At 74.5% G+C, this 22532-nt stretch carries 16 protein-coding genes; 9 read left to right on the forward strand and 7 right to left on the reverse strand.

Features of this window, described 5'->3' with window-relative positions; all coding sequences use genetic code 11:
- Positions 1-1600: copper resistance protein CopC (locus tag AB0M46_RS43470; RefSeq protein WP_363346049.1), on the forward strand; the 1600-nt coding region annotated here is incomplete at its 5' end.
- Positions 1601-1662: 62 nt separating this feature from the next.
- Positions 1663-2982 (forward strand): M20/M25/M40 family metallo-hydrolase, encoded by a 1320-nt coding sequence (locus tag AB0M46_RS43475; protein WP_363346051.1) that lies wholly within the window; start codon positions 1663-1665, stop codon positions 2980-2982.
- A gap of 47 nt (positions 2983-3029) precedes the next feature.
- On the opposite strand, the gene AB0M46_RS43480 is transcribed toward AB0M46_RS43475, so the two are convergent.
- From AB0M46_RS43480 to AB0M46_RS43490, 3 genes are read right to left on the reverse strand one after another with little or no spacing between them, the layout of a single operon-like run.
- The gene (locus AB0M46_RS43480; RefSeq protein ID WP_363346053.1) at positions 3030-3689 is read right to left on the reverse strand and encodes an ABC transporter permease subunit; all 660 of its coding nucleotides are present in this window, start codon (positions 3687-3689) and stop codon (positions 3030-3032) included.
- 2 nt (positions 3690-3691) lie between these two features.
- Positions 3692-4720, reverse strand: a complete 1029-nt coding sequence (locus AB0M46_RS43485; protein WP_363346055.1) for a methionine ABC transporter ATP-binding protein — start codon at positions 4718-4720, stop codon at positions 3692-3694.
- 2 nt (positions 4721-4722) lie between these two features.
- Positions 4723-5688 (reverse strand): MetQ/NlpA family ABC transporter substrate-binding protein, encoded by a 966-nt coding sequence (locus tag AB0M46_RS43490; RefSeq protein WP_363346057.1) that lies wholly within the window; start codon positions 5686-5688, stop codon positions 4723-4725.
- A 202-nt stretch (positions 5689-5890) separates the two neighbouring features.
- Here AB0M46_RS43490 and AB0M46_RS43495 point away from each other — a divergent pair, with 202 nt between their 5' ends.
- The 7 genes from AB0M46_RS43495 to AB0M46_RS43525 all read left to right on the forward strand — a co-directional run bounded on the left by AB0M46_RS43495 (position 5891) and on the right by AB0M46_RS43525 (position 15572).
- On the forward strand, positions 5891-8443 hold the full coding sequence (locus AB0M46_RS43495) for an FAD/NAD(P)-binding protein (protein WP_363346059.1): 2553 nt from the start codon (positions 5891-5893) through the stop codon (positions 8441-8443).
- Positions 8444-8609: 166 nt separating this feature from the next.
- Positions 8610-10175 (forward strand): ABC transporter substrate-binding protein, encoded by a 1566-nt coding sequence (locus AB0M46_RS43500; RefSeq protein ID WP_363346061.1) that lies wholly within the window; start codon positions 8610-8612, stop codon positions 10173-10175.
- A 4-nt stretch (positions 10176-10179) separates the two neighbouring features.
- A complete protein-coding gene (locus tag AB0M46_RS43505; protein ID WP_363346063.1) occupies positions 10180-11133 on the forward strand; it encodes an ABC transporter permease in 954 nt (317 codons plus the stop codon).
- Positions 11130-11921 carry an ABC transporter permease gene (locus AB0M46_RS43510; protein ID WP_363346065.1) on the forward strand — a complete coding sequence of 264 codons (792 nt, stop codon included), beginning with the start codon at positions 11130-11132 and terminating at the stop codon, positions 11919-11921. Before AB0M46_RS43505 ends, AB0M46_RS43510 begins: the two co-directional genes overlap by 4 nt.
- Positions 11918-13888: an ABC transporter ATP-binding protein gene (locus AB0M46_RS43515; RefSeq protein WP_363346067.1), complete on the forward strand. Its 1971-nt coding sequence runs from the start codon at positions 11918-11920 to the stop codon at positions 13886-13888. Before AB0M46_RS43510 ends, AB0M46_RS43515 begins: the two co-directional genes overlap by 4 nt.
- Positions 13885-14529, forward strand: a complete 645-nt coding sequence (locus AB0M46_RS43520; protein ID WP_363346069.1) for an alpha/beta fold hydrolase — start codon at positions 13885-13887, stop codon at positions 14527-14529. Before AB0M46_RS43515 ends, AB0M46_RS43520 begins: the two co-directional genes overlap by 4 nt.
- Positions 14530-14540: 11 nt before the next feature.
- Positions 14541-15572, forward strand: a complete 1032-nt coding sequence (locus AB0M46_RS43525; protein WP_363346071.1) for a 2OG-Fe(II) oxygenase family protein — start codon at positions 14541-14543, stop codon at positions 15570-15572.
- Between the two features lie 171 nt (positions 15573-15743).
- Here the strand turns inward: AB0M46_RS43525 and AB0M46_RS43530 are convergent, their stop codons facing one another.
- Genes AB0M46_RS43530 through AB0M46_RS43545 form a run of 4 tightly spaced genes read right to left on the reverse strand, consistent with a single transcriptional unit; the run spans position 15744 to position 22526 of the window.
- Positions 15744-16751: an acyl-CoA dehydrogenase family protein gene (locus tag AB0M46_RS43530; protein WP_363346073.1), complete on the reverse strand. Its 1008-nt coding sequence runs from the start codon at positions 16749-16751 to the stop codon at positions 15744-15746.
- On the reverse strand, positions 16748-17911 hold the full coding sequence (locus tag AB0M46_RS43535; RefSeq protein WP_363346075.1) for an acyl-CoA dehydrogenase family protein: 1164 nt from the start codon (positions 17909-17911) through the stop codon (positions 16748-16750). The genes AB0M46_RS43530 and AB0M46_RS43535 overlap by 4 nt, the downstream gene beginning before the upstream one ends.
- Positions 17911-21237, reverse strand: a complete 3327-nt coding sequence (locus AB0M46_RS43540) for an amino acid adenylation domain-containing protein (protein WP_363346077.1) — start codon at positions 21235-21237, stop codon at positions 17911-17913. Before AB0M46_RS43540 ends, AB0M46_RS43535 begins: the two co-directional genes overlap by 1 nt.
- Positions 21234-22526 (reverse strand): MFS transporter, encoded by a 1293-nt coding sequence (locus AB0M46_RS43545; protein ID WP_363346079.1) that lies wholly within the window; start codon positions 22524-22526, stop codon positions 21234-21236. Before AB0M46_RS43545 ends, AB0M46_RS43540 begins: the two co-directional genes overlap by 4 nt.
- Positions 22527-22532 lie beyond the last annotated feature (6 nt).

Below are 22532 nucleotides of genomic sequence, written 5' to 3' on the forward strand. Positions count from 1 at the left end.
GTACGTGGTCGCCACCGACCCCGCCAACGGCGCGCAGCTGCAGGCGGCGCCGTCGGCCGTGCGGGTCACGTTTGACGAGCCGGTGACGCTGCCGCCGGCGGCCGACGCCGCGACCGCGGTCGCCGAGGACGGCGGGCGGGTCGACGCCGGCCCGGCTAGGCTCGAGCCCGGCCGCCGCACCCTCGTCATCGGGCTGCGCGAAGGCCTGCCCCGGGGCGTGTACATCGTCAGCTGGTCGGTGGTGTCGGCCGACACGCACCCGGTCGGCGGCTCGATCCAGTTCGGCTACGGCGTGCCCGCGACCGCGATCCCCGTCCCGCCGTCCGGCCGCACGCCGGGCACCGGATGGGCGCTCGGCGCCGCCGCCGGCAAGGCCCTGGTGTACCTCGGCCTCGTCGCCGCCCTCGGCCTCGTCCCCGCCGCCCTGGTGCTGGGAGCCGACGAGGGCGAACGGCGGATCCTGTGGCGGGCGGCCCGGGCCGGTGCGGCGGTGGCCGCGGCCGGCTCGCTGGCGCAGGCCGTGCTGCAGTACCTGTGGCAGTCCTCCGCCGGCCACGGCGGGGCGAGCTGGGCGGCCCTGGCCGGGTTCGCCGGCTCCTCGTACTGCGCGGCGATCTGGGTGCGCCTGGCGCTGCTGGCGGCGGTGGCCGGGGTGCTGCCGCCCCCGGACCGGCCCGCGGCCGGGCGGGTGCGCTGGACGGCCGGCGGCCTGCTCGCGCTCGCCGTGCTCGGCAGCGTGGTGCGCAACGGCCACGGCGGCGGCGGGGCGTGGTGGCAGCTCGCCTCGACGCTGCTGCACGTGACCGCCATGACCGCCTGGCTCGGGGGGCTGGCCGCCCTCGGGTGGCTGCTGCTGCGGCGGCGCATCACCGGCGAACGGCTGCGGCGGCTGCCGCGGTGGTCCGGGTACGCCGCCGGGGCGGTGGTCGCACTGCTGGCCTCCGGGCTGCTGCAGTCGCTCGTCGAGGTCCGCTATCCCGGCGCCCTGCTGACCACGGCGTACGGGTTCGTGCTGGCCGCCAAGCTGCTGCTCGTCGGCGCGATGGTGGCCCTGGGCGCGACCGGCAACCGCTGGGTCCGCCGGCAGATCGCCCTCGCCGGCCCCGCGGACGCCGATGCCCGGCCGGCCCCGGGGCAGACGGCCCGCCTCCGCGGCCGGGTCCGCCTCGAGGCCGCCACCGGCGCCGCCGTCGTGGTCGTGTCCGGCGTGCTGTCCTCGATCACCCCGGCCGAGGCGGCCTACGCCCCCGAGCGGCACATCGACGCCGCGATCGGCCCCTACGCCGTGACCGTCGACATCGCGCCGGTGCGGCGCGGCCCGCAGCGCCTGCGGATCACCGTTGCCGGGCGCACCGACGCCACGCCGCCCGCCCAGTCGCTGCAGCTCGTGCTGAGCCAGGCCGGCGGGCCGGTGCGGGCACTGGAGGTCCGGTTCCCCTACCGGATCCCCGGCGCGGTCCGCCCCGGCGAGCCGACCCCGGTCACGTTCTCCGGCAGCTCCGTCAACGTGCCGTCGGCCGGCCCCTGGACCGGCACCCTGACGGTCGTCGCCGGGCGCACGCAGCAGTTCACGGGCGCGTTCGACTTCCGGGTGTACTGAGGGAAGGCCCGCCGGGTCCGAGCGCGCACTGGAATATCCTATCGATATAGTAGGATAGTCGGATGACACCGAGCCCGCGTCCGAGCACCGCCGCGGATGAGGTCGCCGCCCTGACGAGCGACCTGATCCGGATCGACACGACGAACACCGGCGATCCGGCGACCCTGGCCGGCGAGCGAGTCGCCGCCGAGTACGTCGCGGAGAAGCTCGCCGAGGTCGGGTTCGAGCCGCACTACGTCGAGTCCGGCCCCGGCCGCGGCAACGTCGTCGCCCGGCTGGCCGGCGCGGATCCGGGTCGTGGCGCGCTGCTCGTGCACGGCCACCTCGACGTGGTGCCGGCCGACCCCGCCGAGTGGTCCGTGCACCCGTTCTCCGGCGAAATCCGTGACGGGTACGTGTGGGGCCGCGGCGCCATCGACATGAAGCACATGGTCGCCATGACCCTCGCCGTCGCCCGCCAGTTCAAACGCGACGGGACGGTGCCGCCCCGGGACATCGTGCTCGCCTTCCTCGCCGACGAGGAGGCCGGCGGCTTCCACGGCGCCCGCTGGCTCGTCAACCACCGGCCGGACCTCTTCGACGGCGTGACCGAGGCGGTCAGCGAGGTCGGCGGGTTCTCGCTGACCCTCGCCGACGGCGTGCGCGCCTACCTCGTGGAGACCGCCCAGAAGGGCATCATGTGGCTGCGGCTCAAGGTCCGCGGCACCGCCGGCCACGGCTCCATGGTGCACACCGACAACGCCGTGGCCAAGCTCGCCGCCGCCGTGGCCCGCCTCGACGCCCACCGGTTCCCGATCGTGCTCACCGGCGCGACCCGCGAGTTCCTGGAGGGTGTGGCCGAGCTGACCGGGGTGCCGTTCGACCCCGACGACCCGGAGACGGCCGTCGCCCGGCTCGGTTCGGTGGCCCGGCTCATCGGCGCCACCCTGCGCGACACCGCCAACGTGACCATGTTCAACGCCGGGTACAAGACGAACGTGGTGCCGTCGCTGGCCGAGGCGACCGTCGACGGGCGGATGCTGCCCGGCCGCGAGGCGGCCTTCGAGAAGACCCTGGCCGAGGTCCTCGGGCCGGATATCGAGATGGACTGGGACCAGCTCCCACCGGTGGAGACGACCTTCGACGGGCGCCTCGTCGACGCGATGACCTCGGCGATCTCCGCTGAGGACCCGGGGGCGCGGCTGCTGCCGTACATGCTCTCCGCCGGCACCGACGCCAAGTCCTTTCAACTGCTCGGCATCCGCAACTTCGGCTTCGCGCCGCTGCGGCTGCCGCCGGAGCTGGACTTCACGTCGCTCTTTCACGGCGTGGACGAGCGGGTGCCGGTCGAGGGTCTCGAGTTCGGCACCCGCGTGCTGTCCCGCTTCCTGCTCGGCAGCTGAGCCCCAGGGGCTCGTGATCGCCCCCCGCCGCGCGGCGCGACGCGCTCCTAGCGGCGCAGGGCGCGGCGGGCCAGGGCGTTGCCGAGGAACTGGCCGGCCTGGACGATCACGATGATCGTGGCGACGGTGATGTACACGACCGGCCAGTTGTAACGCTGCGAGCCGTAGGTGACCGCGAAGTCGCCGAGGCCGCCGCCGCCGAAGAGACCCGCCTGCGCCGACATGTCCACGACGCCGACGAAGATGAAGGTGTACCCGAGGATGACCGGCCCCAGCGCCTCGGGGACGACGACGGTGAGCAGGATGCTGATCGGTCGGGCGCCGGCGGCCCGGGCGGCCTCGACGACCCCGGGCTCGACCGCCAGCAGGTTCTGCTCGATGATGCGGCTCACCGCGAAGGCCGCGGCGAGCGACAGTGCGAGGGTGACCGCGTTCGTGCCGATGGTCGTGCCGATCGTGACCAGCATGAGGGGCTGGATCGCGGTGAGGAAGATGACGAACGGGATCGGGCGCACCACGTTGACGAGAATGTTGACGGTGATGAAGACCGCCCGGTTCGACAGCAGGCTGCCCGGGCGGGTGGCGTACAGCGTCAATCCGAGCACCAGCCCGAGCACGCCGCCGGCGACGACCGAGATGATGACGATGTAGAACGTCTGCCAGATCGCGTCGCGGAACACCGGCAGGTTGGTGATGAACTCGTCCACGATCAGTCCTCCTCGGCCACATCGACGCCGTCGGCGCGCAGGGCGGCCAGCGCCGCGTCGATGCCCTCGGCGGGGCCGGTCAGCTCGAAGGTGAGGCTGCCGACCGCGCGCTCCTGCAGCTCGCTGATGCCGCCGAAGACGATGTCCGCGGCCACGTTGTGCGCCAGGAACGTCTTGGCCAGCGCGGTCTGGAAGCCGGTGCGGTCGCGGATCGCCACGCTGACGAGGCGCCCGCTGTGCGTGCGGCGCAACCGCTGCAGGGTGGCCGCCGACGGGCGGTCCCGCAACGCGCCCCGCACGAAGTCGGCGGCGGCGGTACTCCGGGGCTGCGCGAACACGTCGTACACGGTGCCCGCCTCGGCGATCCGGCCGCCGTCCATGACCGCGACCCGGTCGGCGACGGCACGGATCACGTCCAACTCGTGGGTGATGAGCACGATCGTCACCCCGAGCTCGCGGTTGACCCGCCCGAGCAGGTCGAGCACCTCGCCGGTGGTGCGCGGGTCGAGTGCGCTGGTGGCCTCGTCGGCCAGCAGCAGCGAGGGCTCGGTCGCCAGCGCCCGGGCGATGCCGACGCGCTGCTTCTGCCCGCCGGAGAGCTGCTCGGGGTGATCGTGCGCGCGGTCGAGCAGTCCCACGAAGTCGAGCAGCCGAGCCACCCGCCGGTCCCGTTCCGCCCTCGGCACGCCGGCGACCTTCAGCGGGTACGCCACGTTGCCCGCCACGGTCCGGGAGCGGAACAGGTTGAACTGCTGGAAGATCATGCCGATGTCGCGCCGGACCCCGCGTCTGTCCCCTTCGGACAGTGCCGAGACCTCGCGGTCGCCGACGAACACCCGCCCGCTCGTCGGCGACTCGAGGCCGTTGACGAGCCGGATGAGCGTGCTCTTGCCGGCGCCCGACTGGCCGATGACGCCGAACACCTCGCCCTTGGCGACCTCGAGGCTGACGTCGTCGAGGGCGTTCACCCGGGCGCCGTTGCGGCCCCGGGTGAACGCCTTCGTGACGCGGTCGAGCCGTACGTGCGGCACGGCTACTTCTTACCCGCCGCTACCGCCTGGTCCTGGACGGTCTTGAGCAGCGACTGGAGCTCAGCCGGCGCGACCTTGCGGAAGATGGCCGTGCCGCCGTTGGACTCCTGCACGCCCTGCTCGACCGCCGGGTCGTGGTAGAGCTCGGCGAGCTTCAGGTACGTCGGGTTGTCCTTGTCGGCCGCGCGGGCGACGAAGATGTTGACGTACGGCGCCGCGCTCGCGCTGGCCGGGTCGTCCTGGAACACCGCCGCGGTGTGCGGCAGCCCGGCGCTGGTGGCGTAGTTGTTGTTCACGATGGCGGCCACGACCGAGCCGCTCTTGAGCGCCCCGGCGGTCTGCGAGGCGTCGAGGGTGACGACGTCGACCTTCTTCGTGGCGATGTCGGCCGTGCTGGAGAACGCGCTGCCGCCGTTCTTCAGCGTGACCAGGCCGGCCGCCTGCAGCACCAGCAGCCCGCGGGCCTGGTTGATGGCGTCGTTGGGGATCGCCACCTTCGCGCCGTCCGGGATGGCCGACGGCGACGTGTAGTTCAGGGAGTACAGCGGCAGCGGGTAGACGGCCGTCGCGCCGATCGGCTGCAGGTCGTCGTGCGCGGTCGTGTTGTAGTTGGCGAGGTACTGGATGTGCTGGAACTCGTTGAGCTCGAGCTGCTTCTCCTTCAACGCCGGGTTGGGCTGGCTGTAGTCGTTGAAGTTCACGTACTTCACGGTGACGTTGAGCCGCTGCTTGGCGAGGTCCGCATAGGTCTTCCAGTACGGCTGCGACGCGTCGGTGACGCCAATGCGGACGGTCTTGGCGTCGGTGTCGTCGTCGCCGCCGCGGGTCACGGCGACGACGACGACGACCACGGCCGCGATCACGACGGCGGTAATGGCGGTGATCACGGGCCAGCGGCTGCGCCTTCGTGTGGGCAGCTGCGGTTCGTTGGACGGATTCGGCTCGGGGGCGTTGCTCGGTTCGGTCATGCCGTGAACAATAACCACCTAAACCGATAGGGAAAATGTGTCATGCGTCTATTGTGCGGGGGGTCTCAACCCGGCCGGCCGCCAGGACGCACGGATTCCCTTGCGGGGGACGAGCGGGTCGGCGGGAATGCGTCGCCGGACCCAGGAAAAAGAGGGTAAGTATGGTAGCGCCGGTGACCTTGGTCGAGATAGTGGGTGGAACGTGAGTGACGTCGATGTGGCGATCGTCGGCGGCGGGGCGGCCGGGGCGCTGGTCCTCGCGCACCTGTCGCGGCTGGCGTCCGGCCGGCTCCGGGTCGCGCTGATCGACCGCGGCCCGGGCGGTCTCGGCAGCGGTGTGGCGTACCGGACGCCGGACCCGGCGCACCTGCTCAACGTCCGGGCCGCCGCGATGAGCGCCTGGCCGGACCGGCCCGAGCACTTCACGCGCTGGCTGGTCGCCACCGGGCGCACCGACGTGACCGGCGACGACTTCGTGGCCCGCGCCGCCTTCGGGGACTATCTGGCCGCTCTGGCCGGGGAGGCGGCCGGCGGCGACCAGGCGGACGTCCGGCTGATCCGCGGCCGGGCCAACGGCGTGCACCGCAACCCCGACGGCTGGACGATCACCATCGACGGAGCCGCCCCGGTGGTCGCGACGGAGGTCGTGCTCGCCATCGGCATCGAGCCTCCGGCCCAGGCGTGGGTGCCGCGCCGCCTGCGCGGCCAGCCCCGGTTCGTCGCCGACCCGTGGCGGCCCGGTGCGCTGGACGGCGTCGGGCCCGACGACCCGGTCCTCATCGTCGGCACCGGGCTGACCGCGGTCGACGTCGCCGTGTCGCTCGCGCCCCGCACCCGGCGGCCGATCGTCGCCACCTCGCGCAACGGCCTCCTGCCGTTCGCCCACACGCGCGAGGTCCGGCCGCCGATGCCGCTGGACGGCACCGAGCTGCCCGCGACGGTCAAGCAGCTGCGGCGGCTGGTGCATCGCCGCATCCGCGAGTCGGTCGCCGCGACCGGGGACTGGCGTCCGGCCGTCGACGGCCTGCGCCCCCACACGCAGGCGATCTGGGGCGGCCTGCCCGAGGCCGAGCGGCGCGAGTTCCTGCGCCGGGACCTGCGGCGCTGGGACAACGCCCGGCACCGCATGGCGCCCGCGGTCGCCGACGCGATCGCGGGCCTGCGGGCCGAGGGCCGGCTCGCGATCACGACCGAGCACCCGTCGGTCGCCATCGCCGCGGCCGCTCCCGGCACCTGGATCGTCAACACCACCGGGCCCGACCCCGACCTGGCCGGCTCGACGAATCCGCTGATCCAGCAGCTGTTCGCCGAGGGCTACGTCACCACCGGGCACCTGGGGATGGGCTGGGCCACCACCGGCGACGGCCAGCTGCGCGACGCCTACGGCAACCGGGTCCCGGGGCTGTGGACGCTTGGGAGCCCGCGCCGCGGTCAGCTGCTGGAGTCCACCGCGATCCCGGAGATCCGGGCCCAGGCCCTCGCCCTCGCCGAGCGCCTGCGCGACACGCCGTCCCCGCGCCGCGGCCCGGCCCGCCTCGTTCGCCGCGACCAGTACGGCCTGCCGCTGCTCACCACCGCGCGGGCCGCCGAGCACTTCGACGACGCGGTGCGGCGCGTCCTGCGCGTGCAGCAGGGTGCGGAGGAGGCGCTGGCCGCGGCGAGCGCCGAGGACCCGTCGTTCGCGCTCGCGCACACGGTGCGCGCGCTCCTGGCCGTCGAGGGGGTCATCGGTGCCGACGCGCGCTCGGCCCTGGCCGAGGCCGAACGGGCCGCGCAGGGGCGCACCGACGCCCGCACCGGCAGCCTGCTGCGGGCCGTCGCCGGCCGCGTCCGGGACAACGACCCGACGGGGCTGCTCGCGCACATCGACGAGTTCCCGCGCGACGCCCTCGTCGTCAACGCCTGCGTCCCGACGATCGCGTTCGGCGGGGCCACGCAGGTGCCGCAGCACGCCTGGGCCATCGTCGAGCGGCTGGCCCCGGTGTACGGCGAGGACTGGTGGTACCTCGGGCTGCTCGCGTTCGTCCGGCAGGAGCAGCACCGGTGGGCCCAGAGCGCGGACCTCGCCGACCGGGCACTCGCCGCCGACCCGGCCGGGGGCCACGCGGCCCACGCCCGCAGCCACGTGTACTACGAGACGGGCGAGCACCGCGAGGGCCTCGCCTGGCTCGACGCCTGGATCGAGGGCCCGGGACGCGACGCGTTCCAGGGTGCGCACTACTCGTGGCACGCGGCACTGCACGACATCGCCCTCGAACGCTGGCCCAGCGTGTCGGCCCGCCTCGGGGCACAGCTGTCGCCGCGGTCGGTCAGCGGCGTGCGGGCCCTCGTCGACTCGGCGTCGCTGCTGTGGCGGTGTCACGTGCTCAACGCACCGCCGCAGCCCGTGCCGATCGAGGCGGTGCTGGGCACGGTGCCGGACGAGTTGCTGCGCGAGCCCCGGACGGCGTTCATCGCCCTGCACGCCGCCCTTGCGCTGGCCGCCGCCGGCGACCTCGACCGGCTGGAGGCCCTGCGCCGGTACGCCACCGGCCGCGCCGAACCGGCCTTCGACCTCGCCGCGGTGCTCGTGCGGGCGCTGAGCGCCTACGTCCGTGGCGACTACGCGCTGACGGTCGAGCTCATCTCCCGCCGCACCGGTGAGTGGGTCCGCCTCGGCGGCAGCGACGCGCAGCGCGAGGTCATCGACGACACGCTGCTCAGCGCCCTGTCCGCCCGGGACCTGGGCAGGCCGTCGGGCTCCGCGGCACCGTAATAGGGCGGGTGCAGCCGTCCGGCTCGTAGAGCCGGACAGCTGCACCCCGGGCCCGGATCGCGGCCTGGACCGGGACCGCCGGTGTTCCGCGATATGGGATTGAGGGACGCATCGACGGCTATTTTCCTATTATGCAGATATGGATAGTCGACTTTTGAAGGCTGCCGTGGATCGCCGTCAGCTCTTGGCCGGGATCGGGGCGAGCGGCGTAGCCGCGCTGCTCAGCGCCTGCGGGGTGAGCGAGGAGCCGGTGGCGCAGGAGTCGGACGGCGCGCCGCCGAAGCGGGGCGGGACGCTGCGCGCAGGTTCGCCGCCGCCGCCCACCGCCGTCGACCCGGTGACCATGTACGACGGGACCGCGATCGCCATCGTGCAGCTCGTCGCCGAGTACCTGATCTGGCTCGACCGCGACTTCAAGCTCGTGCCCCGGCTGGCCGAGTCGTGGCAGTCCGCCGAGGGCGGCAAGCGCTGGACGTTCAAGCTGCGCGGCGGCGTGACGTTCTCCGACGGCACCCCGGTCGACGCCGAGACGGTGAAGGCCTCCTTCGACCGGCTGCTGGACCCGGGGAGCAAGTCCGCGGCGCTCTCGGCATTCGCCACCGTGCTCGCGGCCGGCGGCGTGCGCGTCCCCGGCCCCGGCGTCGTCGAGTTCGCGCTCGAGCGGCCGTTCTCCGACTTCCCCTACCTCGTCTCGGCCGGCAACTACAACGCGGTGATCCTCAAGCGCGACTACGCCGGCGACTTCACCAAGGGCGGCGTCGGCACCGGCCCGTTCGTGCTCAAGTCCTACAACGCCTCGACCGGCGCCACGCTCGTGCGCAACGATCGCTACTGGGACCCCGGCCGGCCCTACCTCGACGGCGTCGAGTTCAAGTTCTACGCGGACGACCAGGCGGACCTGCTCGCGCTGCAGGGCGGCGACATCGACGTGCAGATCCTCAGCCGGCCCGGCCTCGCCCAGCCGCTGGCGAGCACCGGCGCGCTCGACGTCGACACGGTCAAGGGCACCAGCGTCACCGTGCTGACCCTGCGCACCGACCAGCCGCCGTTCGACCGCAAGGAGGTGCGCCAGGCGGTCGCCTTCGCCCTGGGCCGCCCCGCCATCCTGCAGTCGATCGGCAACGGCGTCGGCGACCTCGGCAACGACCACCTGCTGGCCCCGCTGTTCCCGGCCGCCCCCACGGACCTGCCGCAGCGGGCGCTGGACAAGGCCAAGGTCGCCGAGTTGCTCAAGACCGCGGGCGTCACCGACCTGCGCTTCACGCTCACCTTCGAGCCGCCCGACAAGGACTACGCGGTCACCGTCCAGAACCAGCTCAAGCAGGCCGGCATCACCGTCGAACTCGACCAGCGCTCATCGAAGGACTTCTACGGCGGCGACCAGGCCAAGGACACGCCGTGGCTGTTCACCCAGGCCAACCTCGTCGGCTGGGCGGGCCGGGCGGTGCCGAGCCAGCTCGTCATCCCGATGGTGAAGTCCGGCGGCACGTGGAACGGCTCCAAGTACGCCAACCCGGCCCTCGACGCCGCCGCGGACGCCTACGACTCGGCGAGCACCGACGCCGAGCGCAAGACCGCCGCCGCGACCATCGCGAAGATCCTGCACGAGGACGTCCCCGTCATCGTCGCCTACTGGTCCGGCGCGGTCCGGGCGTACCGGGGCAAGAAGTTCCGCGGCGTGCAGGCGCATCCCGCGCAGTACGTCGACTTCGGCTCGGTGTCGAGGGCCTGAGCCGATGCGGACGTTCCTGCTGCGCCGCCTCGCTGCCGTCCCGCTCACCCTGGCGGGCGTCTCCGTCCTGGTCTTCCTCGCCACCGACGTGCTGCCGGGCGACGTCGGGCGCACCGTGCTCGGCCGGGAGGCGAGCGCCGAGGCGGTCGCGCAATACAACCACCGCCTCGGCCTCGACGACCCCCTCTGGCTGCGCTACGGCCGGTGGCTCGGGCACTTCCTCACCGGCGACTGGGGCACGTCCTACACGCTGGGCGAGCCCGTCGCCGGGCTCGTGCGCGACCGGCTCGCCGCCTCGCTCACCCTCGCCGTGTTCGCCTTCGTGCTGCTCGTCCCGGTCGCCCTGGGCGCCGGGCTCCTCGCCGGCTCGCGGCACGACACCTGGCTGGACCGCGCCGTCAGCGGCGTCGGGCTCGCGCTGGGCGCGATCCCCGAGTTCGTCACCGGGGTGGTGCTGCTGGTGGTCTTCGCCGTGCAGCTGCATTGGTTCCCGGTCTCGGCCCAGCCGGCGCCCGGCGACGGCCCGTTCGCGGTGCTCGCCCGCCTGTTCCTGCCCGCGCTGTCGCTGGTGCTGCTCTGCACCGGATACGTGGCCCGGCACGTGCGGGCGAGCACGATCGCCGTCGTCGACGGCGGCTACGTGCGCGCCGCCCGGCTGCGCGGCACGCCCCCGGCCCGCATCCTCGCCCGGCACGTGCTGCGTAACGCCACCGTCCCGGCGGCCAGCGCGCTCGGCGTGCAGCTGCAGTTCCTGCTCGGCGGCCTCGTCGTGGTCGAGCTGCTGTTCAACTATCCCGGCCTCGGCGCGCTGCTGCTGCAGTCGGCCGTCGACCGGGACGTGCCCACGCTGCAGGCGACCGCGATGGTGCTCGGCCTGGCGTACCTGACCGTGACGCTGCTGGCCGACATCACCTACCGGCTGCTCGACCCCCGGGTCCGCCTGGCGGTGCCGGCATGACTGCCCGGGTCTCGGCAGCGGTGATCCTGCTGTGGGCGGCGGTCGCCCTGCTCTGGCCGCACCTGGTACCCCACGACCCCGCCCTGCAGGACCCCGCGCTGCGGTTCCGGCCGCCGGGCCCCGGGCACTGGCTCGGCACCGACCAGTTCGGCCGGGACGTGCTGTCGCGGGTCCTCGCCGGGGCGCGCCCGGTGCTGCTCGTCGCGCCCCTGGCGACCGCGCTCGGCGTGCTGGCCGGCACGATCGTGGGGCTCGTCAGCGGTACCGTGCGCGGCTGGTTCGACGACATCGTCATGCGCGTCCTCGACGCGGTGGTGGTGTTCCCGACGGTCATCGCCGCGGTGCTGTTCATCGCGCTGCTCGGCCGCTCGCCGCTCGTGGTCGTGCTCGTCGTCGGGGCCGCGTTCGTGCCGATCGTGGCCCGGTCGGTGCGCGCCGCCACCCTGGTCGAGCGGGAGAAGCCCTACGTCGACGCGGCCCGGCTGCGCGGCGAGCCGCTGCCGTCGCTGATGGCCCGCGAGATCCTGCCCAACATCCGGGGCACGGTGCTCGTCGAGGCCACCAGCCGGCTCGGCGACGCCGTGTTCGCCGCCGCGACCCTGTCGTTCCTGGGCCTCGGCCAGCCGCCGGGCTCGCCGGAGTGGGGGGCGGCGGTCTCCGACAACCGCGTCTGGCTCCAGGTCGCGCCGTGGACCGTGCTCGCCCCGGCGCTGGCCATCGGCTCGCTGGTCGTCGCGGTCGCGCTGTTCAGCGACGCGCTGCGGCACCGGCTGGAGGCGGCGCGGTGAGCGCCGGGCTGCTGGTCGAGGCGCTGTCGGCCGCCTACGGTCCGGCGACGGTGCTGCGCGAGGTGTCCTTCGCCGTCGCGCCGGGCGAGACGTTCGGGCTCGTCGGCGAGTCCGGGTGCGGCAAGACGACGCTCGGGTACCTGCTCGGCGGGCACCTGCGGCCCGGCGGGCGGCACGCCGGCGGCCGGGTCACCGTGGACGGCGTCGACGTGCTCGCGCTCGACGCGGCCGCGCTGCGCCGGTGGCGCCGTGGTGGCATCGCGTTCGTGCACCAGGACGGCGCCGGCGCGCTGGACCCGACCATGCGGATCGGTGCGCAGGTCGCCGAGGTGCTGCGGCTGCGCGGCCTGGGCCGGCGCGCCGCCGCCGCGGAGGCCGTCGGCCTGCTGGACCGCGTCGGCCTGCCAGGCGGTGCCGCACGCCGCTACCCGCACCAGCTCTCCGGCGGGCAGCGGCAGCGTGTCATGATCGCCGCCGTGCTCGCGGCGCGGCCCCGGCTGCTCGTGCTCGACGAGCCGACGACCGGGCTGGACGCCGCCACGCAGGCCGAGGTGCTGGACCTGCTCGCCCGGCTGCGCGCCGAACTGTCCGCGGCCGTGGTGCTCATCAGCCACGACCTCGAGCTCGTCGGGCGGCACTGCGACCGGGTCGGGGTGCTGTACGCGGGCCGCCTGGTCGAGTCCGGGCCCGCCGCGGAGGTGCTCGCCGATCCCGCCCATCCCTACACCGCCGGGCTGCTCGACAGCGCCCCGCGCCGCGGCGTCCCGCGCACCGTCCGGCGGCTGGCCGCGATCCCGGGCCGGCCGCCGCTGCCGGGCGATCCGGTCGCCGGTTGCGTGTTCGCCGCCCGCTGCCCCGTCGCCGACAGCGCCTGCGCCCCGGCCGAGCCCGCCCCGGCGGACCTGCCCGGCGGGCGGGCGGTGGCGTGCGTGCACCCCCGGACCGCGCCGCGGCGGCGGGCGGAGACGGCGGTGGCGGTCCCGGCAGCGGTACCGGTGGCAGAGCCCCTGCTGGAGGTGCACGACCTGACCCGCGCCTACGCGGGCACGGCCGTGCTCGAGCGCGTCGACCTCACCATCGGCCGGGGCGAGGTGGTGGGCCTGGTCGGCGAGTCCGGCAGCGGCAAGACCACGCTGGCCCGGGCGATCGCCGGTCTGCACCCCGACGGCACCGGGCGGCTGCGCTTCGCCGGGGCCGACCTGCCCGCCCGGCTCGCGCGCCGGGATCCGGACGTGCGGCGGCGCATCCAGATGGTGTTCCAGGACCCCGACACCACCCTGAACCCGGCCCAGACCGTGCGGCGCATCCTCGAACGCGCCCGGCGCACGCTCGGCGGCGAACCGGACGTGGACACCCTCGCCGCGCGCACCCGGCTCGACGGCGAGCTGCTGGACCGCCGGCCCGACCGGCTCTCCGGCGGCCAGCGGCAGCGGGTCGCGATCGCCCGCAGCTTCGCCGGGCGCCCCGCGCTGGTCATCTGCGACGAGCCGGTCTCCGCGCTCGACGTCAGCGTGCAGGCCGCGGTGCTGGAGGTCCTCGCCGAGCAGCGGGAACGCACCGGGACGTCGTACCTGTTCATCTCGCACGACCTCGCCGTGGTCGGGTACCTCGCCGACCGGATCGCGGTGCTGTACCGCGGCGTCCTGGTCGAGCAGGGCCCGGCCCACGCGGTCCTCGCCGGGCCGCACCACCCCTACACCGCGGCGCTCGTCGGCGCCGGGCGGCCCGCCCCGCCCGCCCTCGCCCCGGCGGCCGGCTGCCGCTTCTTCGCGGCGTGCTTCCGGCGCATCGAAGGGCTGTGCGACACCACCGCGCCGCCCGACACGCAACTCGGGCCGCGGCACACCGTCCGGTGCCATCTGGACCCGGCGGCCCTGCCCCGCACCGATTCCATCACCTCGATATCCATTACCTCGACATCCAACACCTCGATATCCAGCACCTCGATCGGAGGAGTCCCCGCATGACCGTCCAAGCCCGAGCGGTCGAGAACGAGTTCGCCGACCTGCTCGCCAGCTCCGAGCGCCCACCGGCCGTCATCCGCCGCTGGGTGAACGTCACCGCCGGCGGCCACGTGAGTGCCGTCGTCTGGGGCACCGCCGCCCCCGAGATCGTGCTGCTGCACGACGAGGGCGCCGACGCCCGCACCTTCGACCCGCTGCTGTCCACTGTGGATCGCCCGGCGGCCGCGCTGGACCTGCCGGGCCACGGCCGCTCCAGCGGCACGCCGGCGGAGCACCCCGATCCCGGCCGGCTCGCCCGGCCCGTCGTCGAGGCGATCGGCTCGTTCGCGCCGCGGCACAGGCTGGTCCTCGCCCGTGGGCTCGGCGCGCGTGTCGCGCTGTTCGCGGCCACCCGCAACCCGGGCGCGATCGCCCGGCTCGTGCTGGTGGACTCGCTGCCCGGCCCCGCACCGCAGGACGGTCCGCTGTGGGAGCGCCTGGCGGCCCTGCGCCACCCGCCGCTGCTCGTGCGCAGCCGCGGCGGCGCGCTCACCGACGCCGAGGTCGCCCGCTTCACGCAGGCGTCGCCGCAGGCATCGGTCAGCACGGTCGACGACACCGGGCCGGCCACCCTCGCCGGCATCATCGACACCGCCCTGCACTGAGAGGAGCGACCATGACCATCGACGTCACCAGCGTTCCGGTCATCGACCTGGAGTCGGCCGCCGCGGCCGAGCCCGGCAGCCCGCAGCTCGCCGGCGTCCGTGCCGCCGGCGAGCGGCTGGGCATCATCCAGGTCGTCAACCACGGCGTGCCGCAGCCGCTCATCGAGGACTTCCACCGGCGTGTCGGCCGGATCCTGGCCCTGCCGCGCGGGGAGAAGGAGCAGCTGGCCAGCCCGACCGCACACCCGTACCGCGGCTGGCGGCAGTGGCCCGACGACTACGGACGGCTGGAGCTGGAGCGGTTCAGCTTCGGCCAGTACGACGACCCCGCGAGCGCCGCCGCGGCCGGGGTGCCGCAGCGGTACCTTGGCCTCTTCGCCCACGCCAACGTCTGGCCCCCGCAGGAGCCGGGGCTGCGCGAGGTCGCCCGCGCCTACCACGACGCCTACGTCGGCGTCGCGCGCCGGGTCCTGGCCGTGTACGCGCGGGCGATCGGCGTGCCGGTCGAGACGTTCCCGTGGCACCGGCCCGAGTACACCACGTTCGTCGTCAACGACTACCCGACGTGGACGTACCCGGACCCCGCTGCCGACGAGGAGAAGCTGCTGCTGCTCGAGCACGCCGACAACTCGGTGCTCACCGTGCTGCACCAGGAGGGCGACTACGCGGGCCTGCAGGGCCAGCGCGCCGACGGCACATGGGTGCCGGTGCCGATCGTGCCCGGCGCGCTGCAGGTGTTCACCGGCTCGCTGCTGACGACCTGGACCAACGGGCTGCTCAGGCCGGGCCGCCATCGGGTGGTCGCCGGCGGCAGCGTCACCCGGCGCTCCGCCGCCGTGTTCGTCCACCCGAGCCTCGACACCGTCGTGGAGCCGCTGGACGCGTTCGTCGGCGACGGTGAGGCGGAGTTCGACGCGTATGACGTCGGCGCCACCGCCCTGGGCGCGGTCGAGGACTACCTGCAGGTGTTCGGCCGGCCGGAGCAGGTCGCCGCCTGGAACGAGGGCCGGCCGTACGTGGCGGCCGTCCAGGAGCCGGCGTGACCCTGCCGGCGGGCGAACGCTGGGCCCGCGGCGACCGCACCGCGGTCGACTCCCGCCGGCCGGTCCTTCGTCCGGGAGGCCGGCCTCGTACCGGGCCGGCCAGGGCGTGAGCGCGGGTCTGGTGACGGCCTTGGCGGCTGGCCGCCACCTGACCCGCCGCCCGCCGGCGGGTCAGGTGGCGATGCGGGCGGCCAGCAGCGGTGCGGCCGCGGCGCGCAGCTGCGTCGGCGAGCCGAGCCACAGGGACTCGATCGCCGCCCGCCGGTAGAACAACTGCGCGTCGCTGTCCGACGTCATCCCGGCCGCACCGTGGATCTGCATCGCCGCGGTCGTGACGGCCCGGGCGAGCTCGGCGGCGGTGGCCAGGCTCTGCGCGGCGGCCAGCCGGACGTCGTGCCCGCGGTCGGCGTCCCGCGCCGCGGCCCGGGTCAGCAGGCGGGCGGCGTCGATGCGGATACGCAGTTCGGCGAGCCGGAACGCGAGGGCCTGGAACCGCCCGATCGGCTGGCCGAACTGGCGGCGCTCGGTGGCGTAGGCGACGGCGAGGTCGAGCGCGCCCTGGCCGAGGCCGACGAGGTACGCGGCCTGGCGGATGCGGGCGGTTGCCAGCGCCGCCCGCCAGTGCTCCCCGCCGCCGATCCAGGCGGTGACCGGCGTGCCGGCGAAGCGGACGTCGAAGAGCTCGCCGCGGCCCGTCTCCTCGTATCGGCGCAGCGTCACCGTCGGGTGCTCGCGCGGCACGAGCGCGAGCCGGTCGCCGATGACCACGAGGTGCTCGACCTCGCCGGCGAAGCCCACGAAGCAGCGCCGGGCGGTGAGCCGCCCGTCTGCCTCGGCGACCGGGGCGAGGTCGGCCGGGTCGGCGGTGCCGTGCGCGCGGATCGCCAGCGCGGCCGCGTCGTGCCGGCCGATCAGGCCGGGCAGCCCGGCGTGGGCCAGCAGCTCGCCGGCCGTGACGGTGTCGAGCAGCGGGCCCTGGTAGACCACCGACCCCAGAAGCTCGGCCAGCGCGACGAGGTCGGTCTGCGCCGCCGGCAGCCCGATCCCGACCAGCCCCTGCCAGACCACGGCCCGCACGTCGCGCAGTTCGGCGTCCTCGTCCGGCCGGCGCGGCCGGTCCGCCATCCGCCGTACCAGCGGCGCCAGCTGCGCATCGAGGAACTCCGCGAACGCGTTCACGAGGGCAGCCCCAATCCCGAGGTCCCGACGAAGTACAGCATGATCTCCGACGTCCCCGCGGCGAGCGTGAGGCCCGGCGCCTCGCGCAACGCCGCGTCGAACACGCCGTCGGCCACCGCCGCGGCGTCGCGCGCGTCCAGCACGCCGTCGAGGCCGGTGACCTCGAGGGCCAGCCCGGCCAGCTCCTTGGCGACCTCGGAGGCGTACCACTTCGCGGTGGCGGAGTCCACCTCGTCCGGGCGCCCGTCGCGCAGGTGCAGCACGCACCGCCAGGCGAGCAGGCGGGCGGCGCGCACGCGCGCGTCGAGGTCGAGCAGCCGCTGCGCGTACGCGGGTTCGGTCAGCCGCCCGGTCGCGGCCGCCTGCCGCAGCAGCGCGTCGAGCAGCCGGTCCGCCTTCGCCGCCGAGTCGATGCCGGTGCGCTCCAGCGGCAGGACCCGGTTGACGACCTGCCAGCCGTCGTCGACCTCGCCGAGCACGTCGGCGCGGGTCACGCGGATGCCGTCGAGCGTGACGTCGTCGAAGCGCTCCTCGGAGAGGTTCCACAACGGATCGATGTGCACGCCGACGCTGCGCAGCGGGACGAGGAACAGGGTGATGCCGTGGTACGCGACCGGCCCGGCCGACGTCCGGGCGGCGCACAGGGCGAAGTCGGACTGGTGCGTCTTCATGCTGTAGCGCTTGCGCCCGTACAGCCGCCAGCCGTCGCCATCGGGTTCGGCCCGGGTGGTGAGCGAGGCGAGGTCCGAGCCGATGCCCGGCTCGCTGAACAGTACGCTGGCCGTGGTGTCGCCGCGCGCGAGCCCGGGCAGCAGGCGGGCCCGTTGCTCCGGCGTGCCGTACAGGAACACCGCCAGGCCGACGATGTCGATGCCGAGCGTGTGCACCGTGTCCGGCACCCCGTGCAGGATCAGCTCCTCGGTGAGGATGGCCTTCTCCACGATGGTGCCGCCCCGGCCGCCGTACTCGACCGGCCAGTTCACCGCGAGCAGGCCGCGCTCGCCGAGCCGGCGGTGCACGTCCAGCAGGCCGGTCTCCTGCCCGTAGGGCAGCCGCCGCGACCGGGCGACCTCATCGCGGACGGCGTCCTGGCACAGCAGCTCGCACAGCTCGGCGCGGAACTGCTCCTGCTCGGCGGTGAGCTCGATGAGCGCGTCCATCAGCTCGCCCCGCCCAGCAGCCGATCCAGCTCCTCCTCGGACAGCTCGGCGATCTCCGCCTCGAGCGCCGCGACCTCGTCGTCGTGCAGCAGCTGACCCTGGGCGTGCTCGATCTCGACGGCGAGCTGGCCCAGCAGCGGGTGCGTGAACAGCTGGCGGGGTTCGAGGGTCACCTGGAACGCGTCGCGGATGCGCGAAATGAGCTGGGTGACCTGCAGCGAGTTGCCGCCGAGGGCGAAGAAGCTGTCCTGGGTGCCGACGCGCCCGTCGTCCAGGCCGAGCAGCGACTGCCAGATCTCGGCGAGGCGGCGCTGCTTGTCGGTGTCCGGGGCGACGTACCGCGCCCCGGGCTCGGGTTCCGGGTCGGGCAGGCGGGCCTGATCGAGCTTGCCGGTCGGGGTGAGCGGCAGCGCGTCGAGCACGACCAGCGCGGCCGGGATCATGTGCAGCGGCAGCCGCTCGGTGGCGTGGGCGCGCACGGCGTCGAGATCGGGGCCGGCGCCCGGTTCCGCCACCAGGTAGCCGATCAGCCGCGCCCGCGGGGTGCCGGGCTCCTTGACCACGACCGCGGTCTGGCGCACGCCCGGGTGCCCGGCCAGCACGTGCTCGACCTCGCCGAGCTCCACGCGCAGCCCGCGCAGCTTCACCTGCCGGTCGACGCGGCCCCGGAACTCCAGCTGGCCGTCCGCGTTCCAGCGCACCAGGTCGCCGGTGGCGTACATCCGCTCGCCCGGGCCGGGCGCGAACGGGTCCGGGAGGAACTTGTCGGCGGTGAGGTCGGGCCGCCCGAGGTAGCCGTGGGCCAGCCCGGCGCCCGCCATGTGCAGCTCGCCGTCGACCCCGATGGGTACCGGCCGCAGCTGCCGGTCCAGCACGTACGCTCGCTGGTTGGCCATCGCCCGGCCGATCGGCGGCGGGCCGTCCAGCGGCGTGTCCGGGCAGCGATAGTCCACGCAGGTCACCGTCACCTCCGTCGGGCCGTACCCGTTGTGGAACTCCCGGCCCGGCCGGGACCAGCGGTTCACCAGCTCCGCGCCGAAGGGCTCCATGCCGATGAACAGGATCCGCAGCGCGGTCAGCGGCTGCGGATCGAGCAGACCCAGCACCGGCGGCGGGATGTCCACGATGGACACCCCTTCGGCGGCGAGCAGCCGCTGCAGCGCCTCCGGGTCGAGCAGCTCCGCGCGCGGCGCGCCGACGATGGTCGCACCGGCGGTCAGCGTCGAGAAGATGTCCGAGACGCTCACGTCGAAGGCCGGGTTGGAGAACTGCAGGACGCGGTCGGCCGGTGTGACGCCGAACAGCGAGCCGAACGCGGTGGTGAAGTTGACGATGGCGCGGTGCGGCACCATCACGCCCTTGGGCCGCCCGGTGGAGCCCGACGTGTAGATGACGTAGGCGGTGTCCTCGGGCTCGACGGCGACCGCGGGCGGCGTGTCCGGCACCCCGGCAGAGCCCGTGTCCAAGCCCGCGTCCAAGCCCGCGTCGAGCAGCAGGCGGGGCGTGTCCGCGGGCAGCCGGTCGGCGAGGTCCGCGGTGCTCACCACGACGGCCGCATCGGCGTCGGCGAGCTGGTAGGCGAGCCGCTCCGCCGGGTACTGCGGGTCGAGCGCGAGCCAGGCGGCACCGGCCTTGAGCGCGCCGAGCTCGGCGACCGGCAGCCCGAACCCGCGCTCCAGCAGGACCGCCACGACGCGCCCGCGGGCCTTGTACTCGTCGGTGAGCACGTGCGCCAGGCGGTTCGCGCGCCGGTCCAGCTCGCCGTAGGTCAGGTCGCGGCCGGCGAAGCGCATCGCGACGCGGTCGGGCGCCTCGCTCACCCGGGCCGCGACGAGTTCGTGCAGCAGCCCGCCGCCGGGACCGGCGGGCGGCGGGTTCCAGCCGGTGAGGACCTGGGCGCGTTCGGCGGCGCCGAGCAGCTCCAGGCCGTCGACCGGGGAGCCGGGCGCGGCCACCGCCGCGGTGAGCAGGGTGGTGAAGTGCTCGACCAGCCGCTCGATCCGGTCGGCGTCGAAGACCTCGGTGGAGTACTCGATCCACACCTCCAGGTCGCCCTCCGGCGCGTCGGTGACCTGCACCGACAGCTCGAACCGGCTCGTGCCCGGCCCGCGGGTCAGCGGCTGCGCGGCGAGCCGGGAAAACTCCGCCCGGGTCACCATCGGCGCCGGCACGAGCGTGAACACGTGCTGGAACAGCGGGTTGCGGCCCGGCAGCCGCTCGGGCTCGAGCCGCTCGACGACGGTGCCGAAGGGCACGTCCTGGTTGGCGATGGCCTCCAGCAGGGTGTCGTGGCCGCGGTGGGCGAGCTCACGGAACGTCGGATCGCCGTCGAGCCGCCCGCGCACCACCACGGTGTTGGCGAACATCCCGGCCATCGGTTCGAGCTCCGGGCGGGTCCGGCCCGACATCACCGTGCCCAGCGCGATGTCCCGCTGGCCGGTGTAGCGGCCCAGCACCGCCTGGAATCCGGCCAGCAGCACGGCCAGCAGCGACACGCCCTCGGCCCGGGCCAGCGCGCGCAGGTCGTCGGCGAGGGCCCGCGGCAGCAGGGTCTGCAGCGTGGCGCCGGCCCCCGTCGGGCGGGCGGGGCGCGGCCGGTCCGTCGGCACGTCCAGCGGCTCCAGCCCGGCCAGCGTGGTGCGCCAGTGGCCGATCTGCCGCTCGGCCTCGTCGCCGTCCAGCCATCGGCGCTGCCACGCCGCGTGGTCGACGGGCTGCACCGCCGGCGCCGGCCAGGTCGCGCCGGCGCCGGACACCGCCGCGGCGTAGCGGGCCGCGATTTCCTCGACGAGCAGCTTCATCGACCAGCCGTCGATGATGATGTGGTGCCACACGAGCAGCAGCACGTGCTCGTCGGGCGCGATGCGCAGCAGCGACGTGCGCAGCAGCGGCCCGTGGCGCAGGTCGAACGGCGCCCGCGTCCCGGCGTCGAGCCAGTCGGCGATGCCCGCCTCCGTGCCCTCGTGCACCGGCAGCGGCCACGCGTCGGGCGGCGGGTCGATCACCTGGTACGGCACGCCGTGCTCGTCGCCGAACCGGGTGCGCTGGCTCTCGTGGCGAGCGACGGTGGCGCGCAACGCCTCGCGCAGCGCCGCGACGTCGAGCTCGCCGCGCAGCCGCCAGGCCCGCGGCTCGTTGTACGTCGGCGTTTCGGGCGCGAGCTGGTGCAGGAACCACAGGAACCGCTGCTGCGCGGAGACGGCCAGCCGGCCGTCCCGGCGCACTGCGGCGATCCGGTCGCGCTCGGTCTGCTGGGCCAGGTCCCGCCGGGCCTTGAGGTCGAGCAGGGTGCGCCGGATGGATGCGAGGTCCCCGGTGTCGGTCATCGCTGGTCTCCTGCTGCTGCGGCCGCCGGGGCGGCGAAGGCGGACTCGGGCTGCAGCTCGGCGAGGTTGCGCAGCCGTGGAATGGGGGAGCGCACGACGAACCAGATCGCGGCGAGCGTGCCGAGCCCGCCGACGACCATGGTGGCGCGCAGGCCCGTCCACTCGCCCAGCGCGCCGCCCGCGACGGCGCCGATCGCCGCGGCGCCGGTGACGGCGAAGCGGTAGCCGGCGTTGGTTCGCCCCAGCACGTCGGAGGTGACGGCGGCCTGCCGGACGCTGATCGCCTGGATGGCGTAGATGGACAGCCCGGCGCCGTTGACGAACAGCGCCAGGCCCACGATGGTGGCCGCCACCGCGGGGCCGCCCCCGGCGACCGGGATCAGCAGCGGCGCGAGGTTCGCCACGACAATGGAGGCGATGAGCGTGCGGCCCAGTCCGTAGCGGCGGCTGAGCCGGCCCGCCACGGTGCTGCCCAGCAGCGCGCCGACCCCCTCGGCGCTGAGCACGATGCCGATGGTGAGCGCGGACAGGTGCAGGCTGCGGGACAGGAACAGGATGAGCACCGCCCACAGCATCTGGTTGAACAGGTTGTAGGTGGCGGCCTCGGCCCCCAGCGCCCGCAGGTAGGTGTTCGACACCGCCAGCCGTACCCCGCGGCCGATCTGGGTGAGCAGGGAGGTCTGCGGGCCGGGCTCCGGCTCGGGCGCGGGTTCCTTGCTGCGTACCGTCAGCAGCGTCACCGCCGAGACGAGGTACGTGACGGCGTTGACGAGGATGGCGATCGGCGCGGTCAGTATGCCGACCAGCAGGCCGCCGAGCCCGGGCCCGGCCGCCTGGGCGAACGAGCGGCTGCCCTCCAGCCGGCCGTTGGCGTCGATGAGCTGGTCGTTGCCGACGAGCGAGGGCAGGTAGGACTGGTAGGCCAGGTCGAACACCACGGTCAGCGTCGCGCCGAGGAAGACGAGCACGCCGAGCAGCCCGATGTTCATGAGGTCGAACATGATGGTGAGCGGGATGATGCCGTACACCACCGCCCGGCCGAGGTTCGCGGCGCGCAGCAGCGGCAGGCGCCGGACCCGGTCCACCCATACCCCGGCGAGCAACGTGAAGAGCAGGAACGGGGCGGTCTGGGCGGCGTTGACGGCGCCCATCTGCAGCGGGGTGGCGGACAGCGTGGTGACCGCCAGCAGGGGAATCGCGACGAGCGAGACCTGCGCACCCAGCAGCGACAGGCTTTCGGCGGACCAGAACTTCACGAAGTCCCGGTCGCGCCACAGCGATCCGGCCATGGTGCT

Origin of the sequence: Dactylosporangium sp. NPDC051485 (assembly GCF_040682015.1) — a bacterium.
In the GTDB taxonomy this organism is placed as follows: domain Bacteria; phylum Actinomycetota; class Actinomycetes; order Mycobacteriales; family Micromonosporaceae; genus Dactylosporangium.

Bases quoted from the DNA above. Each gene is read 5' to 3' on its own strand.
- AB0M46_RS43475 (WP_363346051.1), top strand. From the start codon at position 1,663: ATGACACCGAGCCCGCGTCCGAGCACCGCCGCGGATGAGGTCGCCGCC.
- AB0M46_RS43490 (WP_363346057.1), bottom strand. From the start codon at position 5,688: ATGACCGAACCGAGCAACGCCCCCGAGCCGAATCCGTCCAACGAACCG.
- AB0M46_RS43505 (WP_363346063.1), top strand. From the start codon at position 10,180: ATGCGGACGTTCCTGCTGCGCCGCCTCGCTGCCGTCCCGCTCACCCTG.
- AB0M46_RS43510 (WP_363346065.1), top strand. From the start codon at position 11,130: ATGACTGCCCGGGTCTCGGCAGCGGTGATCCTGCTGTGGGCGGCGGTC.
- AB0M46_RS43520 (WP_363346069.1), top strand. From the start codon at position 13,885: ATGACCGTCCAAGCCCGAGCGGTCGAGAACGAGTTCGCCGACCTGCTC.
- AB0M46_RS43525 (WP_363346071.1), top strand. From the start codon at position 14,541: ATGACCATCGACGTCACCAGCGTTCCGGTCATCGACCTGGAGTCGGCC.
- AB0M46_RS43535 (WP_363346075.1), bottom strand. From the start codon at position 17,911: ATGGACGCGCTCATCGAGCTCACCGCCGAGCAGGAGCAGTTCCGCGCC.
- AB0M46_RS43540 (WP_363346077.1), bottom strand. From the start codon at position 21,237: ATGACCGACACCGGGGACCTCGCATCCATCCGGCGCACCCTGCTCGAC.
- AB0M46_RS43545 (WP_363346079.1), bottom strand. From the start codon at position 22,526: ATGGCCGGATCGCTGTGGCGCGACCGGGACTTCGTGAAGTTCTGGTCC.